This window comes from Allobosea lupini, assembly GCF_900109525.1.
Lineage (GTDB): Bacteria > Pseudomonadota > Alphaproteobacteria > Rhizobiales > Beijerinckiaceae > Allobosea > Allobosea lupini.
Window position 1 is genome coordinate 191218 of record NZ_FOAN01000001.1, and the last position, 14269, is coordinate 205486.

Sequence of the window (14269 nt, forward strand, 5' to 3'; positions counted from 1 at the left end):
ACTACTCGACCACGGCGCCAGACGCCTTGGCGATCGGCGCCCATTTCGCCAGCTCGGCCTTCACGTGCTCGCCGAGCGCCTCCGGCGTCGAGCCGACGATCACCGCGCTGACGTCTTCCAGGCGCTGCTTCACATTGGCGTCCTTGAGCGAGTCGTTGGCGGCGGTGTTGATCTTGTCGACGACAGGGCGCGGCATGTTGGCCGGGCCGAACAGCGCGTTCCAGGTATAGGTCTCGTAGCCCGCGAGGCCGCCCTCGGCGATGGTCGGCAGGTCGGGGAAGGACGAGACGCGCTCCTTGGTGGTGACGCCGATGGCGCGCAACTGGCCGCTGCGGATGAACTGGGCCGAGGAGGGCAGGTTGTCGAACATGATCGGCACGGCGCCGGAGACGACGTCGTTCAGCGCCGGGCCGGCACCGCGATAGGGCACATGGTTCATGCTGACGCCGCCGAGCGACTTGAACAGCTCGCCGGAGAGATGCAGCGGCGTGCCGACGCCGGACGAGGCATACGAGTATTTGCCCGGATTGTCCTTCAGCAGCTTCAGCACCTCCGGCACTGTCTTGGCCGGGAAGCTCGGGTGCACGACCATTACGTTGGGCACCACTGCGAGCAGCGAGATCGGTGTGAAATCCTTGACCGCGTCGAAGGTGACGGTCTTCAGGATCGCCGGGTTCAAAGCATGGGTCGAGATCGTGCCGAGCAGCAGGGTGTAGCCGTCGGGCGTGGCACGGGCGACCGCGGTCGAGCCGATATTGCCGCCGGCGCCGGCGCGGTTGTCGATCACGATCGATTGGCCGAGCAGTTCGCCCATCTTCTGGCCGACAAGGCGCGCGACGATGTCGGTCGAGCCGCCGGCGGCGAAGGGGACGATCAGCGAGATCGGCCGCGTCGGGAACGGGGCCTGGGCGAAGGCGGTGCCGGCAAGAGGCAGGGCCGATGCACCGGCCAGGAAGCCGCGGCGGCTGAGACCTTCGGTTTTCGACATGGGCGAGGACACTCCATTGTGGGTCGGCGACTGTAGCGCTCTGCGTGCAACCGTCATCTGCATTGGATGCATCAATCTCGAGAAACAATAAAGGCCGCGACGGGGTTCCGTCGCGGCCCTTCTTATTCCAGCGTGGCGCGTGTCGCTGATCAGCGACGGCCGATCGGCGTGTAATCGCGCTTGGGCGAGCCGGTGTAGAGCTGACGCGGGCGGCCGATGCGCTGGGACGGATCCTCGATCATCTCCTTCCACTGCGCGATCCAGCCGACGGTGCGCGCGAGCGCGAACAGCACGGTGAACATCGAGGTCGGGAAGCCCATCGCCTTGAGGGTGATGCCCGAATAGAAATCGATGTTGGGATAGAGCTTCTTCTCGACGAAGTACTCGTCGTGCAGGGCGATACGCTCGAGCTCCATGGCAACATCGAGAAGCGGATCGTCCTTGACGCCGAGCTCGGCCAGGACCTCATGCGTGGTCTTCTGCATGATCTTGGCGCGCGGGTCGTAGTTCTTGTAGACCCGGTGACCGAAGCCCATCAGGCGGAACGGATCGTTCTTGTCCTTGGCCTTGGCGATGTATTTCGGGATGTTGTCGACGCTGCCGATCTCCTCGAGCATCTTCAACGCCGCCTCGTTGGCGCCGCCATGCGCCGGGCCCCACAGGCAAGCGACGCCGGCGGCGATGCAGGCAAAGGGGTTCGCGCCGGAAGAGCCAGCGAGCCGGACCGTCGAGGTCGACGCGTTCTGCTCATGGTCTGCGTGCAAGGTGAAGATGCGGTCCATCGCGCGCGAGAGAACCGGATTGACCTTGTAGTCCTCGGCCGGCACGGCGAAGCACATGCGCAGGAAGTTCGAGGTGTAGTCCAGCGAGTTGAGCGGGTACACGAAGGGCTGGCCGATCGTGTACTTGTAGGCCATTGCCGCCAGCGTCGGCATCTTCGCGATCATCCGCATCGAAGCGATCATGCGCTGCTGCGGATCGGAAATGTCGGTCGAGTCGTGATAGAAGGCCGACATGGCGCCGACCGAGGCGACCATCACGGCCATCGGGTGCGCATCGCGGCGGAAGCCCTGGAAGAAGCGGGCCATCTGCTCGTGCACCATAGTATGGCGCGTGACGCGATAGTCGAAGTCAGCCTTCTGCGCCGCAGTCGGCAGCTCGCCGTAAAGCAGGAGATAGCAGGTCTCGAGGAAGTCGCCGTGCTCGGCGAGCTGTTCGATCGGGTAGCCGCGATGGAGCAGGACGCCCTCGTCGCCATCGATATAGGTGATCTGCGACTCGCAGCTGGCGGTCGAGGTGAAGCCGGGGTCGTAGGTGAACATCCCGGTCTGGCCGTAGAGCTTGCTGATGTCGATGACCGACGGTCCGATCGAACCCGCTTTGACCGGCATGTCGACGGTCTTGCCTTCGACAGCCAACTGGCTGGTATTTCCGCTCATGGGTCCGATCCTTTCAGGCTCGTTCTTCAGTCATGTGCCCGGTCGAACGGGGGCACCGGCTGCGTGTCGCGTTCCGGCATCATCCGAACGGCCCACGATGACGGCTCCATGACGGGAATGTCGGGACGTCCGGGCGGGCAGGGTTCATCAAACTGATTTTGAAGCATTTTTTATGCCGGACCGGCAGCGGGAGCTGCCAGTCCGCAGCGCGTTGCTAGACCAATTCCGCGAGGGGTTCAACCGAGCGGTCATTAGCCTTTCCGACGCGTCAGGCCGCGTCGGCGAGGCGCGCCAGCACCTCGTCGCGGCCGAGCACCGCCATCACGTCGAACAGGCCGGGCGAGGTGGTCTTGCCGGTCAGCGCCGCGCGCAGGGGCTGCGCCACCTGGCCGAGCTTGACGCCGCTTTCTTCGGCGAAATCGCGGATCGCGCTCTCCAATGGCGGCGGCGCCCAATCCGCCACCGCCGAGAGCTTTTGCGCCAGTTTCGGCATACGCTGCCGCGCAGCCTCGTCAAGCAAGGCGGCCGCCTTGGGCTCGAGCGCCAGTGGACGCTGGGCGTAGAGATAGGAGGCGCTGTCGATCAGCTCGATCAGTGTCTTGGCGCGTTCCTTCAGGCCGGGCATCGCCGCCATCAGCTTGGCCTCCAGCTCGGGAGACGCCTCGGTGCCGATGCCGCGCGGCGGGCCGATTTCAGACCAGATCGCCTTCAGCGCCGTCATCAATTCGTGATCGGCGGACTCGCGCATATAGAGACCGTTGAGGTTCTCGAGCTTGGCGTAGTCGAAGCGGGCCGGCGAGCGGCCGATCGAGGAGAGGTTGAACAGCGAGATCATCTCTTCGGGGGAGAAGATCTCCTGGTCGCCATGGCTCCAGCCAAGGCGCAGCAGGTAGTTGCGCAGTGCGATCGGCAGATAACCCATCGAGCGATAGGCCTCGATGCCAAGCGCGCCATGCCGCTTCGACAGCTTGGCGCCGTCGGCCCCGTGGATCAGCGGGATATGCGACATGCTCGGCACGGTCCAGCCGAGCGCCTGGTAGATCTGCGTCTGGCGGGCGGCATTGGTCAGGTGATCCGAACCGCGAATGATGTGGGTGACGCCCATGTCGTGATCATCGACGACGACGGCGAGCATGTAGGTCGGGTTGCCGTCCGAGCGCAGCAGCACGAGATCGTCGAGATTCTCGTTCTGCCAGGTGACGCGGCCCTGGACCTCGTCCTCGACTACGGTCTCACCGGTCTGCTCCGCCTTGAGGCGGATCACCGGCTTGACGCCTTCGGGCGCGGTCGACGGGTCGCGGTCGCGCCAGCGTCCGTCATAACGCCACTGCTTGCCCTCGGCGCGTGCCGCTTCGCGCTCCGCATCGAGCTCCTGCGGCGTCGCATAGCAGTAATAGGCCTTGCCGGCGGCGAGCATCTGTTCGGCGACCTCGCGATGGCGGGCGGCGCGCTGGAACTGATAGACGGTCTGCCCGTCCCAATCGAGGCCGAGCCAAGCGAGGCCGTCGAGGATCGCGGCGATTGCGCCCTCGGTCGAACGTTCGCGGTCGGTGTCCTCGATGCGCAGCAGCATCTTGCCGCCATGGCGGCGGGCATAGAGCCAGTTGAACAGCGCGGTGCGGGCGCCGCCAATGTGCAGGAATCCGGTAGGCGACGGCGCGAAGCGCGTGACGACCGTGTCACTCATGAAGGAAGGCTCCGGCGGAACGGGTAAGCGTGAGGCGAGGGCGATCGTGATACGGGCCTCGGCCGGGGCTGACATCCGGCGCCGCCGCTGTAACATGGCTTGCCGGCTGCCGTTAAGAGCCTCCTGCGGGGAGGGGGCGCGATCATCGCGCGGCCGCGACGGGGGATGGATGCTCTCCTACGGGCCAGAACAGCGCCGTAGCAGGGTGGGCGTGCTGGCTCTGCCTGCGCGCTTGCGGCGCGGCGCCCATTTTTCCCAGCCATTATCTGCTTTCCTGCCCGATTGGGGCGGCCGCCTCCGCCAGGCGTTCGAAACCGAGATCGAGCGCCGCCGGCTGTTCAACTGGCTTCCGGTCTGCATGGGGGCCGGCGTGCTGCTCTATTTCCTGGCCGATCGCGAGCCAGGGCTGGCCGCGCCCCTGGCCGGGCTGGTGCTGTGTGCGCTCGCCGCGCTGCTGATGCGGCAACGGCGGGCCATCATGGCGATCTGCATCGCGACCGCGGCGGCCTTTGCCGGCTTCACGGCCGCGACCTGGCGGACGGCGAACATCGCGGCGCCGGCGCTCGCCCGCAATCATGTCGGCAAGCTCACCGGCTTCGTCGAGGCGCTGGAGCAGCGCGAGAAGGGCGTGCGCATCGTCATCCAGGTCACGGACCTGCCGGGCGTCGATCCCGGGCAGCGGCCTCGGCGGGTGCGCGTCACCACGCCGGTGACGACGCTGAAGCCCGGCGACCATATCAGCGCGACCGCCCGCCTGTTGCCGCCGCCAGGCCCGGCGCGCCCAGGCGGTTACGACTTCGCCCGCGATGCGTTCTTCCAGGGCGTCGGCGCCGTCGGCAACATCGCCGGCAAGATCGCGCTCGCGCCGCCGCCCGTGCCGATGCCGCGCCGGCTCGCCCTGGCGGTCGCGATCGACCAGGCCCGTAACGCGCTGACCGAGCGCATCGCGACCAGTGGCGGCGGGCAGGCGGGAGCGATGGCGGCGGCCCTCGTCACCGGCAAGCGCGGGCTGATCAGCGAGCAGACCAACAACGACCTGCGCGCCGCCGGCATCTACCACATCGTCTCGATCTCCGGCCTGCACATGGTGCTGGCTGCCGGCACGATCTTCTGGCTGGTGCGGGCCTTGCTCACGCTGTCGCAGACGGTGGCGCTGCACTGGCCCGTGAAGAAGCTCGCGGCGCTCGTCGCCATGCTCGGTGCCACCGCCTATTGCATCTTCTCCGGTGCCGATGTCGCAACCGAGCGCTCGCTGATCATGACGCTGGTCATGCTCGGGGCGATCCTGGTCGACCGGCCGGCGCTTTCCATGCGCAACCTCGCTCTGTCCGCGATCATCGTGCTGCTGCGCGAGCCGGAGGCACTGCTCGGGCCGAGCTTCCAGATGTCGTTCGGAGCGGTCGCGGCGCTGATCGCCTTCGCCGAGCGCTGGCAGGAGCGGGCCCCCGATGCCGCGGCCGCCGCATGGCCCTGGCCGCTGCGCCCGCTCTGGCTCTCGGCCGTGGGAATCCTGACCACCACCATGGTCGCGACCGCGGCGACGGCGCCCTATGGCGTCTACCATTTCCAGACCTTCAACCCGTTCGGCCTGCTCGGCAACGCGCTGGCGCTGCCCTTCGTCTCGCTGATCGTGATGCCGGCCGCGGTCTTCGGCGTGCTCGCCTATCCGTTCGGACTCGACTGGCCGGCCTGGGCGCTGATGGGCTGGGCCTCCGGCTATGTACTCCAGCTCGCCCATTGGGTCGCCGGCATCGACCGCTCGACCGTGGTGCTGCCCGCTTTCGGCTCGACCGCGCTGATCCTGTTCTCGCTGTCGTTGCTCTGGCTGACCTTGTGGACGACGGCGCTGCGCTTCCTTGCCGCGCTGCCCTTGGTCGGCGGGCTGGCGCTGGCCTCGGCCCCGTCGCGGCCCGACATCCTGATCGAGCGAGACGGCTCGGGTGTGCTGGTGCGGGGGCCGGAGGGCAAGATGGTGCTGGCCGGCAAGCCGAGCCGCTTCGTGCTGACGCAATGGCTGCATGCCGACGGCGATTCGCGTGCGCCCGACGATGCGGCGCTGCGTAATGGCGCCGCTTGCGATCCGCGTGGCTGCGTCATCCGCCTCCCGGATGGCCGCTCGGTAGCCTATACGCGCGACCGGATCACCTTGGTCGAGGACTGCCTGCGCGCCGATCTCGTGGTGACGTCGCTCTACTGGACAGCACCTTGTGCAGCCCGCCTGATCGACCGCAGCGCGCTCATGCGCGACGGCGCGACCGCCTATCACGCAGCTCGCGGCGGCTGGCGCGCCTATACGGCCGACGAGGTCACGCGTCTGCGCCCCTGGACCCGGGCGCGACCGGAACCGAAGCCGGCGTCAGAACCAGCGCCTGCTCCGGCAACTGCAGCCGCAACTGCGGAGCCGGCACAGGATGCCGAGGCGATTCAGTAGCGCCGCATCAGGTTGACGAGCCGGCCCTGGATCTTGACCCGGTCGGGCCCGAGCACGCGCGTCTCATAGGCCGGGTTGGCGGCTTCGAGCGCGATCGAGGAGCCGCGCTTGCGCAACCGCTTCAGCGTCGCTTCCTCGTCGTCGATCAGGGCGACGATGATGTCGCCGGTATTGGCGGTGTCCTGCTTGCGGATGACGACGGTGTCGCCGTCGAGGATGCCGGCCTCGATCATCGAATCGCCGCGGACTTCCAGGGCATAATGCTCGCCGCCGCCGAGCATGTCGGCCGGCATCGTGACGCTGTGGCTGCGGTCCTGGATCGCCGAGATCGGCGTGCCGGCGGCGATGCGGCCCATGACCGGGATCGAGACGGTCGAGCGCCCGCTGTCTTCCGCAGCCGATGGTCGCGGCTTCGTCAGATTGGCTGCCGGCGTCGGGGAAGGCGGGGTCTGACCGAGGCCGCCCTGGACAACGGAGGGGCTGAAGCGGCCGCGCTGTGCCTGCGGCCCGCCGATGCCGTCCGGCATCTTGATGACTTCGAGCGCACGTGCCCGGTTCGGAAGCCGGCGAATGAAGCCGCGCTCCTCCAGCGCCATGATCAGCCGGTGGATGCCGGATTTGGAACGCAGATCGAGCGCATCCTTCATCTCGTCGAAGGAGGGCGGCACGCCGGATTCCCGCAGGCGCTCCTGGATGAAGCGAAGCAGTTCAAACTGTTTGCGTGTCAGCATGGTCGCGCCGCTCGCCTCTCGGGCTAGAATCGAAACAAAGCACGAACACCATACGCGTTCGCCTTGTGTTCCGCAAGGGGAGCGCTGTGATGAGAACTGGTCCTATTTGAGACATGTCGTCCCGGGCGACTGCATGGAGACCGGGATCCCGAAAGAGGTTCCGGAATGGATCCGGATCGGCGCCGCTGCGCGGCTTGTCCGGGATGACAACCTGAGAGCGGGAGAGTTGACTAAAGCAATTCCGCAATTCTCCGAACCGCGGAATTGCTCTAGGTCTTTGCTTTATCGCATTTTCTTCACGCGAACCGGTGTCCACTTCGCTCGAAAATGCTCTAGCGCAGCCGGATGATGCGGCAGGGATCGCCGGCCTTGGCAGGCTCGGCGAAAGCCGGGCGGATCACCAGCGCCTCGGCCCGCGACAGGTTCGCCAGCATCGAGGAATCCTGCTTGGCGAAGGGCCTGACCCGTCGCTCGCCCTCAATGATCTCGGTGGTGGCACGCAGATAGTCCTGGCGCTCGTCATTGGCCGGCAGGTCGACGGCCAGGGTGGCGGGCTCGCTGCGGTCGCGCTCGGGATCGGCGATGCCGAGCAGCGCCTCGACCAGCGGCATGGCAAAGAGATGGCCGCAGACGATCGAGGAGACCGGGTTGCCAGGCAGGCCAAGCGCGACCATCGGGCCGAGGCGGCCCATCATCATCGGCTTGCCCGGGCGCATCGCGATCTTCCAGAAACCGAGCGCCATGCCCTGCGCCTTCAGGGCCGCCTGGACGAGATCGTGCTCGCCGACGGAAGCACCGCCGAGGGTGATCAGGACATCGGCGCCGGCGGCGCGCGCCGCGTCGATCTTGGCGGCCAGATCCGGGTGGTTGTCGCGGGCGATGCCGAGGTCGAGCGCCGTGCCGCCGGCCTCCTCGATCAGCGCGGCGAGCGCGAAGCTGTTCGAGGCGACGATCTGGTCGGGGCCGACCGGCTCGCCCGGCAGGACGAGTTCGTCGCCGGTGGCAAGGATCGCGACCAGCGGCTTGCGGCGGACCGAAAGCGTCGGATGTCCCGCTGCTGCGGCGAGGCCGAGCGCGGCGCTGTCGAGCCGGCGGCCTGCCTTCAGCAGAATCTCGCCAGTCTGAAAATCCAGCCCGGCCGGGCGGATGAACTGGCCCTTGCCCGCTGGCTTGACGACGCGGATGACCGGGCCGCCGACGCCCTCGGCATGCTCCTGGATCACGATCGCATCGGCACCGTCGGGGATCGGCGCGCCGGTGAAGATGCGTACCGTCTCGCCGGGCCCGACCTGGCCGGAAAAGCCGCGGCCGGCAGCGGATTCGCCGACGACTTTTAGCTCTTTGCCCAGGGTGAGATCCGTAGCGCGTGCGGCGTAGCCATCCATGGCCGAATTGGCGAAGGGCGGCTGCGTCCTGAGCGCCGCGACGTCCTCAGCCAGCACCCGGCCGGCGCAGTGCGCCAGCGCCAGCGTCTGCGCCGGCGTCGGGCCGGGCACGCTGTCGAGCAGGGCCTTGAGCGCGACCGGGACGGGGGTGAGGCTCATGCCTATGGTCCTGCGATCTCGTAGGTTCCGGACTTGCCGCCGGATTTATGCACGAGTCGGACGCCCTCGATATGCATGGCGCGATCAACCGCCTTCACCATGTCGTAGACGGTGAGACAGGCGACACTGACGGCGGTCAGCGCCTCCATCTCGACTCCGGTCTTGCCGGTCAGCTTGACCTCGGCGCGGACGCGCACGCCCGGCAGGGCCTCGTCGATCGACAGGTCCACGGAAATCTTGCTCAGGAGCAGCGGGTGGCAGAGCGGGATCAGCTCGTGCGCGCGCTTGGCCGCCATGATGCCGGCGAGGCGGGCGGTGCCGAGCACATCGCCCTTCTTGGCCTCGCCGTCGCGGACGATCGCCAGGGTCTCGGCTTGCATCACCACATGGCCTTCGGCGATCGCCGTGCGGACAGTCTCGGCCTTGTCGCCGACATCGACCATATGGGCCTCGCCCTTCTGGTCGAGATGGGTGAGGCGGCTCACGCCGCCGCCTCGGCAGTCTTGCCGGTCAGAAGCTGGCGGGTCGCGGCCGCCACGTCCGCCTGGCGCATCAGGCTTTCGCCGACCAGGAAGGTGTTGACGCCGCAGGCCTGCAGACGGGCGATGTCGTCATGCGTGAAGATACCGCTCTCGCCGACGAGCAGGCGATCCTTGGGCACGCGCGGCGCTAGCCGCTCGGTGACGGCGAGGTTGAGCTCGAAGCTGCGCAAATCGCGGTTGTTGATGCCGACGAGCCGGGTGTCGAGCTTCAAGGCGCGCTCCAGCTCGGTTTCGTCATGAACTTCGGCGAGCGCGGCCATGCCAAGCGCTTTCGCCGTCGCGACGAGCTCGCGCGCGGCGGCATCGTCGAGCGAGGCCATGATGATCAGGATGCAGTCGGCACCCCAGCTGCGCGCCTCGAAGACTTGGTAGGGCTCGAACATGAAGTCCTTGCGCAGACCGGGCAGGCCTGAGGCGGCGCGCGCTTCGCCAAGATATTCCGGCCGGCCCTGGAACGAGGGCATGTCGGTCAGCACCGAGAGGCACGCGGCACCGCCTGCGGCATAAGCCTTGGCCAGCGCGGGCGGGTCGAAATCGGGGCGGATCAGCCCCTTGGAGGGCGAGGCCTTCTTGATCTCGGCGATCAGGGCCGGGCCGCCGGCGCGGTGCTTGGCTTCGAGCGCACCGACGAAGTCACGCGGCACGGGCTCAGCCGCTGCGCGCTTCTCGATTTCGGCCTGAGGAATCGCCAGCCGAGCAGCCGCGATCTCCTCGCGCTTATAGGCCTCGATCCGCCTGAGAATATCGGACATGGATGGCCTCACGCATTGGAACTGGCGACGAGGGCTGCGAGCGCGGCCTTGGCCTTGCCATTGTCCAGCACCGCATAGGCCTGCGCCAGCCCTTCGCCGAGCGTAGCCGCCTTGCCGGCGACGACGAGCCCGGCGGCGGCATTGAAAGCGGCGATGTCGCGGAAGGCGCTCTTCGCACCGCCGAGCACCTCCTGCAGCGCCTGCGCATTCTGCGCCGGCTCGCCGCCGCGCAGATCCTCGGGCTTTGCACGCGGAATACCGACATCCTCGGGCGCGATATTGAAGCTCTCGATCTTGCCGTCCTTCAGCGCGACGACGCGGGTCGGGCCGGTGGTGGTGATCTCGTCGAGGCCGTCGGAGCCGTGGACCGCCCAGACGGTATGCGAGCCCAGCGATTGCAGCACCTTGACCATCGGCTCGAGCCAGGTCTCGGAGAAGGCGCCAATGAGCTGCTGCTTGACGCCGGCCGGGTTCGAGAGCGGGCCGACCAGATTGAAGATGGTGCGGGTGCCGAGCTCGGTGCGCACCGGCGCGACATGGCGCATCGAGGCGTGATGGGTCGGTGCGAACATGAAGCCGACGCCGGCCTGCGCGATGCAGCGCTCGGTGCCGGCCGCCTCCAGCCCGACCTTGACGCCGAGCGCGGTCAGCACGTCGGCGGCGCCGGAGCGCGAGGAGGCCGCGCGGTTGCCATGCTTGGCGACCGGGACGCCGCAGGCCGCGACGATGATCGAGGCAAGCGTCGAGACATTGTAGGAACCGGAGGCGTCGCCGCCGGTGCCGACGATGTCGATCGCGTCGGCCGGCGCCTCGACGGTGAGCATGCGGGCGCGCATGGCGGTGACGGCGCCGGCGATCTCCTCGGTGGTCTCGCCGCGCACGCGCAGCGCCATCAGGAAGGCGGCCGCCTGCGCATTCGTGACCTCGCCGGAGAGCATCGATTCGAAGGCGTCGCGGGCTTCCTCGCGCGACAGCGAGGCGCCGGTCGCGACTTTGGCGATGAAGGGTTTGAAGTCGTCCATGGGAACTCGATCGATCAGGCTGTCGCGGAAAGGGCGGCTTTGGCGTTCTGGCGCGACCATCGCTCGGCGAGATCGAGGAAATTGCGCAGGATCGTCGCGCCATGCTCCGAGGCGATGCTCTCGGGATGGAACTGGACGCCATGGACCGGCAGGTCGCGATGCGACAGCGCCATGATCATGCCGTCGCCGGATTCGGCCTCGATCGAGAGCTCGGCCGGGCAGGTCTCGCGCCGGACGACCAGCGAGTGATAGCGCGTCGCCTCGAGCGGGCCGTTGATGCCGTGGAACAGGCCGCGGGCCCGGTGGGTGATGGTCGAGACCTTGCCGTGCATCGGCAAAGGTGCGCGCACCACTTCGCCGCCGAAGACCTGGCCGATCGTCTGCAAGCCCAGGCAGACGCCGAAGATCGGCTTCCTGTCGGCGCCCTGGCGGACGAGATCGAGGCAGATGCCGGCTTCGTTCGGGGTGCAGGGGCCGGGCGAGAGCACGATCGCGTCATGGTCGCCGGCGAGGGCCTCATCGACCGAGAGCGTGTCGTTGCGGCGCACGTCAACCTTGGCCCCGAGCCCGCCGATCAGGTGGACCAGGTTCCAGGTGAAGCTGTCGTAATTGTCGATCAGCAGGATGCGCATCGCGTCTAGGCCGTTCCCACCCAGTTTCTCAGGGCTGCACATGCCCCCGAACGCGCGCCCCGGTCAAGCGCGAGGGCGCGGAGCTGGTCGCTCCGCGCCCTCGGTTGTCGTCAATTGTGCCGGCGCTCGGCCGTCACTTCACCCGGCGATAATGCGCCGTCATGAACTGGACCCACTGGCCATCCTCGCCCTTGGCGCGCGAGGACAGGATGTGATGGTCCGGGCTCTTGACCTCGACGATGTCCTGATAGGCGGCCGTCTGGCCGGGCTTGGTGAAGTCGGGGCCTTCGGTGTCGAGGGTCAGCACTGTGCCATCGGCGCTGCGCGTGCCGGAGTAGACCCATTGACCGCTCATCATCGAGCCGATGAAGGAGCCGACATAGCGTTCCTTGAGCGGATCGTAGCCGAGCGTGATCCGGGTCTTCGCCGGGCTGCCATCGGGCATGCAGCCGGTGCCGTCGCCGACGAGCCAGAGCTCGCCGATCGACGAGTAGGACTGCGTGCCGGTCGATTTCATCGGAGGCTGGTCCGGACCCATCATGCATTCGCTCTCATAGGTCCATTCGCCGATGAGCTGGAGGAGCCAGTCATGCTCCGCCTGGGGCTTGGATGGCATGCAGCCGGAAAGGTCGCCGGCCTGCGGCTTGTCGAGTTCTGCTGCGTTGCTCATGGTTCTTCCTCCTTGGCTTTGCTTCTCTGGGGTGGACAGTCGAATGCGCCGTGGTCAGGCGGCGGCAGCAACCAGCTGCGGGCGCTCCGTGGCCTGCTTGAGCGCGGCGAGGCCCTTCTCGAAATCGCCGCCGACCATGCGGTCCATGTTGAAGATCGTGCCCATGACCTTGCCCATGAACGGGCAGGCGCCCTGCATGTGCCAGGTCACCAGCGTGCCGCCCTCTGCCGGGGTGAGGCTGAATGTGATCAGGTTGTGGCAGGCCATGGGCTTGGTCATGTCGAGCGTGATGGCGAGCTTGGTCGGCGCCTGGACCTCGACGATCGCAAGTTCGCCGGTGCCGGCCTGCTTGTTGCCGTCGAAGGCGTAGACGGCGCCGACGCCGGAGGTCTCGCCCTTGAAGCTGCGCTTCATCGCTGGATCCTTCTTCTCGTAGGGCGACCAGGCGCCCCATTCCCGGAAGTCCGAGAGCAGGGCGAAGATACGCTCGGGCGTCGCCCGGATCGTCGCGGAACGGCTGACCTCGAAGAGATCGGGCTTGCGTGCGGCGACAATGAGGAGGCCGGCGACAAGGGCGAGCACGGCGATGGCGAGATAGGTAAGCATGGCACTCTCCTGTGTGGGGTGGGTTCGCGGGTCAGGCGCCGAGACGGACGGGGATCAGGCGGCGCAGCCGCGGATCGCGCAGGTAAAGGCCGCCCCAGGCCAAGAGGCCGAGATAGAGGCCGAAGAGGAGATGGCTGAAGAGCGGGCTGCCGACGCGCAGATGCGTCGCCATGGCGCCGCCGAGCAGGCCGGTCAGCAGGATGGCCCCGAGCACCGACGTGCGCGGCAGCGCATACAGCAGCGCGATGACGAGCGTCATCAAGCCGAGCCCGCGCGCCAGCTCCTGCGAGCCGGAATAGCCAAGCTGCTGCATCGTCTCGGTGACAATGGCGAGTGGCGCCAGCTTGATGCCGCCGTCGAAGATCAGAAAAGCGACGATGATGCCGCTCATGATGCGCCCGGTCCAGAGCTGTCCGGCGGGCGTGGTGGGCAGGGTGGTGGACTGCATGGAAGCTCCGATTTGATAGGGCTCCGCCGGCCCGGATGTGCGGGCAGGTTTCGTCCGAGGTTCGGGGCCGGCGTATCCGGTATCTGCCACGAGGACGTTGGCGGTCCGGACGTGCCGACAGAGCGAGATGAACTTTTTTCGAGCCGTCGGTTTGGTATTTATCTTGATGACAAGATAAATCTGATGTTGTCTCGATGTCAAGATATATTCATGATGCCCGCCACATGATCAGCGGAGGCCGCGATGAGCGATGATGCAGGGCAGGGCAGCGACCATATCGACCGGTTGCGCGGACAGTGGCAGCGCGAGTTGCCGGAGCTGGATACCTCGCCCATGGCGGTGCTCGGCCGGGCCCGGCGGATCACGCTGCGGGTGCGGCCGGGCATCGAGGCGGTTTTCGCTCGCCATGGTCTCGATACCGGCGAGTTCGACGTGATCTCGACCTTGCGGCGGGCCGGAGCGCCCTGGCGGCTGACGCCGACCGAGCTCTACCGCACGCTGATGATCTCCTCGGGCGGGCTCACGGCCCGTCTCAATCGTCTGGAGGCGGCCGGCCTGATCCGGAGGCGCGAGGCGGAGGAGGACAAGCGCAGTCTCCTGGTCGAATTGACTGAGGCCGGCCGCGCCAAGGCCGAGACCACATTCCGCGAGGACATGGCGCTGGAGAAGCGTATCCTCGCAGGCCTGAGCGCCCATGAGCAGGAGGATCTGGCGGCGCTGCTGCGCAAGCTCGCGCTCAGCCTGGAGGACGATGGCGCTGGCGCGAGCTAGCGTGGC

The 14269-nt window shown here is 67.4% G+C and carries 14 protein-coding genes; 2 read left to right on the forward strand and 12 right to left on the reverse strand.

The window, feature by feature from the left end:
• Position 1: 1 nt before the first annotated feature.
• From BMZ21_RS00900 to gltX, 3 genes are all read right to left on the reverse strand, one after another.
• Positions 2 to 988 carry a Bug family tripartite tricarboxylate transporter substrate binding protein gene (locus BMZ21_RS00900; RefSeq protein ID WP_091828741.1) on the reverse strand — a complete coding sequence of 329 codons (987 nt, stop codon included), beginning with the start codon at positions 986 to 988 and terminating at the stop codon, positions 2 to 4.
• Positions 989 to 1137: 149 nt separating this feature from the next.
• Positions 1138 to 2427, reverse strand: a complete 1290-nt coding sequence (gltA, locus tag BMZ21_RS00905; protein WP_091828742.1) for a citrate synthase — start codon at positions 2425 to 2427, stop codon at positions 1138 to 1140.
• 268 nt (positions 2428 to 2695) lie between these two features.
• Positions 2696 to 4114 carry a glutamate--tRNA ligase gene (gene gltX, locus BMZ21_RS00910; RefSeq protein ID WP_091828743.1) on the reverse strand — a complete coding sequence of 473 codons (1419 nt, stop codon included), beginning with the start codon at positions 4112 to 4114 and terminating at the stop codon, positions 2696 to 2698.
• Positions 4115 to 4325: 211 nt separating this feature from the next.
• Between gltX and BMZ21_RS00915 the strand changes: the two genes are divergently transcribed.
• Positions 4326 to 6545, forward strand: coding sequence for a ComEC/Rec2 family competence protein (locus BMZ21_RS00915; RefSeq protein ID WP_244543644.1), 2220 nt, complete (start codon positions 4326 to 4328; stop codon positions 6543 to 6545).
• On the opposite strand, the gene lexA is transcribed toward BMZ21_RS00915, so the two are convergent.
• From lexA to BMZ21_RS00960, 9 genes are all read right to left on the reverse strand, one after another.
• Positions 6539 to 7276: a transcriptional repressor LexA gene (gene lexA / locus BMZ21_RS00920; protein WP_091828745.1), complete on the reverse strand. Its 738-nt coding sequence runs from the start codon at positions 7274 to 7276 to the stop codon at positions 6539 to 6541. The genes BMZ21_RS00915 and lexA overlap by 7 nt on opposite strands.
• A 332-nt stretch (positions 7277 to 7608) precedes the next feature.
• Positions 7609 to 8820 carry a molybdopterin molybdotransferase MoeA gene (locus BMZ21_RS00925; RefSeq protein ID WP_091828746.1) on the reverse strand — a complete coding sequence of 404 codons (1212 nt, stop codon included), beginning with the start codon at positions 8818 to 8820 and terminating at the stop codon, positions 7609 to 7611.
• Between the two features lie 2 nt (positions 8821 to 8822).
• Positions 8823 to 9305: a cyclic pyranopterin monophosphate synthase MoaC gene (gene moaC, locus BMZ21_RS00930; protein ID WP_091828751.1), complete on the reverse strand. Its 483-nt coding sequence runs from the start codon at positions 9303 to 9305 to the stop codon at positions 8823 to 8825.
• Entirely contained in the window at positions 9302 to 10114 is an 813-nt protein-coding gene (gene trpC / locus BMZ21_RS00935) for an indole-3-glycerol phosphate synthase TrpC (RefSeq protein WP_091828752.1), read from the reverse strand. The genes moaC and trpC overlap by 4 nt, the downstream gene beginning before the upstream one ends.
• A gap of 8 nt (positions 10115 to 10122) precedes the next feature.
• Positions 10123 to 11136 (reverse strand): anthranilate phosphoribosyltransferase, encoded by a 1014-nt coding sequence (gene trpD, locus BMZ21_RS00940; protein ID WP_091828753.1) that lies wholly within the window; start codon positions 11134 to 11136, stop codon positions 10123 to 10125.
• Positions 11137 to 11150: 14 nt separating this feature from the next.
• A complete protein-coding gene (locus BMZ21_RS00945) occupies positions 11151 to 11768 on the reverse strand; it encodes an anthranilate synthase component II (RefSeq protein WP_091828755.1) in 618 nt (205 codons plus the stop codon).
• Between the two features lie 133 nt (positions 11769 to 11901).
• Positions 11902 to 12438, reverse strand: coding sequence for a DUF1579 domain-containing protein (locus BMZ21_RS00950; protein WP_199777381.1), 537 nt, complete (start codon positions 12436 to 12438; stop codon positions 11902 to 11904).
• Positions 12439 to 12492: 54 nt separating this feature from the next.
• Positions 12493 to 13044, reverse strand: a complete 552-nt coding sequence (locus tag BMZ21_RS00955) for an SRPBCC family protein (RefSeq protein WP_091828756.1) — start codon at positions 13042 to 13044, stop codon at positions 12493 to 12495.
• A 31-nt stretch (positions 13045 to 13075) separates the two neighbouring features.
• Entirely contained in the window at positions 13076 to 13492 is a 417-nt protein-coding gene (locus BMZ21_RS00960; RefSeq protein WP_091828758.1) for a DoxX family protein, read from the reverse strand.
• Positions 13493 to 13735: 243 nt separating this feature from the next.
• Here BMZ21_RS00960 and BMZ21_RS00965 point away from each other — a divergent pair, with 243 nt between their 5' ends.
• The gene (locus BMZ21_RS00965; RefSeq protein ID WP_091828760.1) at positions 13736 to 14263 is read left to right on the forward strand and encodes a MarR family winged helix-turn-helix transcriptional regulator; all 528 of its coding nucleotides are present in this window, start codon (positions 13736 to 13738) and stop codon (positions 14261 to 14263) included.
• The last annotated feature ends 6 nt before the right edge of the window (positions 14264 to 14269 follow it).

Coding starts and splice junctions, on each gene's coding strand:
- BMZ21_RS00900 (WP_091828741.1), bottom strand. CDS start 988: ATGTCGAAAACCGAAGGTCTCAGCCGCCGCGGCTTCCTGGCCGGTGCA.
- gltA (WP_091828742.1), bottom strand. CDS start 2,427: ATGAGCGGAAATACCAGCCAGTTGGCTGTCGAAGGCAAGACCGTCGAC.
- gltX (WP_091828743.1), bottom strand. CDS start 4,114: ATGAGTGACACGGTCGTCACGCGCTTCGCGCCGTCGCCTACCGGATTC.
- lexA (WP_091828745.1), bottom strand. CDS start 7,276: ATGCTGACACGCAAACAGTTTGAACTGCTTCGCTTCATCCAGGAGCGC.
- BMZ21_RS00925 (WP_091828746.1), bottom strand. CDS start 8,820: ATGAGCCTCACCCCCGTCCCGGTCGCGCTCAAGGCCCTGCTCGACAGC.
- trpC (WP_091828752.1), bottom strand. CDS start 10,114: ATGTCCGATATTCTCAGGCGGATCGAGGCCTATAAGCGCGAGGAGATC.
- trpD (WP_091828753.1), bottom strand. CDS start 11,136: ATGGACGACTTCAAACCCTTCATCGCCAAAGTCGCGACCGGCGCCTCG.
- BMZ21_RS00945 (WP_091828755.1), bottom strand. CDS start 11,768: ATGCGCATCCTGCTGATCGACAATTACGACAGCTTCACCTGGAACCTG.
- BMZ21_RS00950 (WP_199777381.1), bottom strand. CDS start 12,438: ATGAGCAACGCAGCAGAACTCGACAAGCCGCAGGCCGGCGACCTTTCC.
- BMZ21_RS00955 (WP_091828756.1), bottom strand. CDS start 13,044: ATGCTTACCTATCTCGCCATCGCCGTGCTCGCCCTTGTCGCCGGCCTC.
- BMZ21_RS00960 (WP_091828758.1), bottom strand. CDS start 13,492: ATGCAGTCCACCACCCTGCCCACCACGCCCGCCGGACAGCTCTGGACC.
- BMZ21_RS00965 (WP_091828760.1), top strand. CDS start 13,736: ATGAGCGATGATGCAGGGCAGGGCAGCGACCATATCGACCGGTTGCGC.